The organism is Kistimonas scapharcae, assembly GCF_039540975.1.
Classification (GTDB): Bacteria; Pseudomonadota; Gammaproteobacteria; order Pseudomonadales; family Endozoicomonadaceae; genus Kistimonas; species Kistimonas scapharcae.
On record NZ_BAABFL010000197.1, the window covers coordinates 1 to 794 of the forward strand.

Annotated in this window: 2 protein-coding genes and 1 pseudogene; all 3 read right to left on the bottom strand. The window is 39.0% G+C overall.

What is annotated here, in order from left to right; genetic code table 11:
- Positions 1-282 (bottom strand): Na+/H+ antiporter NhaA (locus ABD892_RS10385; protein ID WP_345195552.1); only part of this gene is annotated, 282 nt, incomplete at its 3' end.
- A complete protein-coding gene (locus tag ABD892_RS10390; RefSeq protein WP_345195553.1) occupies positions 279-479 on the bottom strand; it encodes a hypothetical protein in 201 nt (66 codons plus the stop codon). The genes ABD892_RS10385 and ABD892_RS10390, both read right to left, overlap by 4 nt.
- 37 nt (positions 480-516) lie before the next feature.
- A pseudogene (locus tag ABD892_RS10395) lies at positions 517-794 on the bottom strand (hypothetical protein); the annotation flags it as partial.

Below are 794 nucleotides of genomic sequence, written 5' to 3' on the forward strand. Positions count from 1 at the left end.
AAACAGCGTCATCACCGCATCATTTATCCAGCCATGCAACGAGCGCTCAAACGCCAAAGTACCTATATTTATTCCAAGCGATACATGCCATAAGCTATTAAACAATTCTCGCAGCGGTGAGTTTGCTAACGATAATGCCAATAGGGTAGATAGCAGCAATACTACTCCTGCAGCTGCTTCAACTTTAATAAAACGAGCGATGGGTTGAACCACCCAATCAATATGCTCTTTTGGCAACTGCGTTGGATGGCCCCGCTTATCATTCATCAATTTACGATTCATCTTTTTCCACTTTGAGATAATGGTGTTCTTTCCTCGTCATTCAATAAAAAATTGACATCGGGATTAGATTGATCAGCCCTTGCATAATTGATGGCGTCTTCAAGTTCTCCATATTGATACTGTTTATAGTGGTAAATGTTTACCTGCTCACAAGTAACGTCATATTTTTTCATCTTGGCTAAATTATCGTTTTTCATTATCGCTGAATCCGTTTGTTTAAATAGGATCGGATCGTTACTGCTTGCGCTTAGATCCATTCTGACTTTGCATAGCGTTTTGCTGTTTAAGATTTTTGGCTTGAATCCCATTTAGAAATTTAAATAAGTCACTATTCGTCGATAAAACCAATGTTGTGTTTTCTGAGATAACCGTAGAATAAGATTGCATGCTTCTAGTGAACTCATAGAGACTCGAAGCCTCATGACTTCTATTGTAAGCGAGCGCATAAATCTCTGTTGCCTTTGCATCTGCCAAGCCGCGAATTTCTTCTACTTGTTGATAAGCTTCTGATT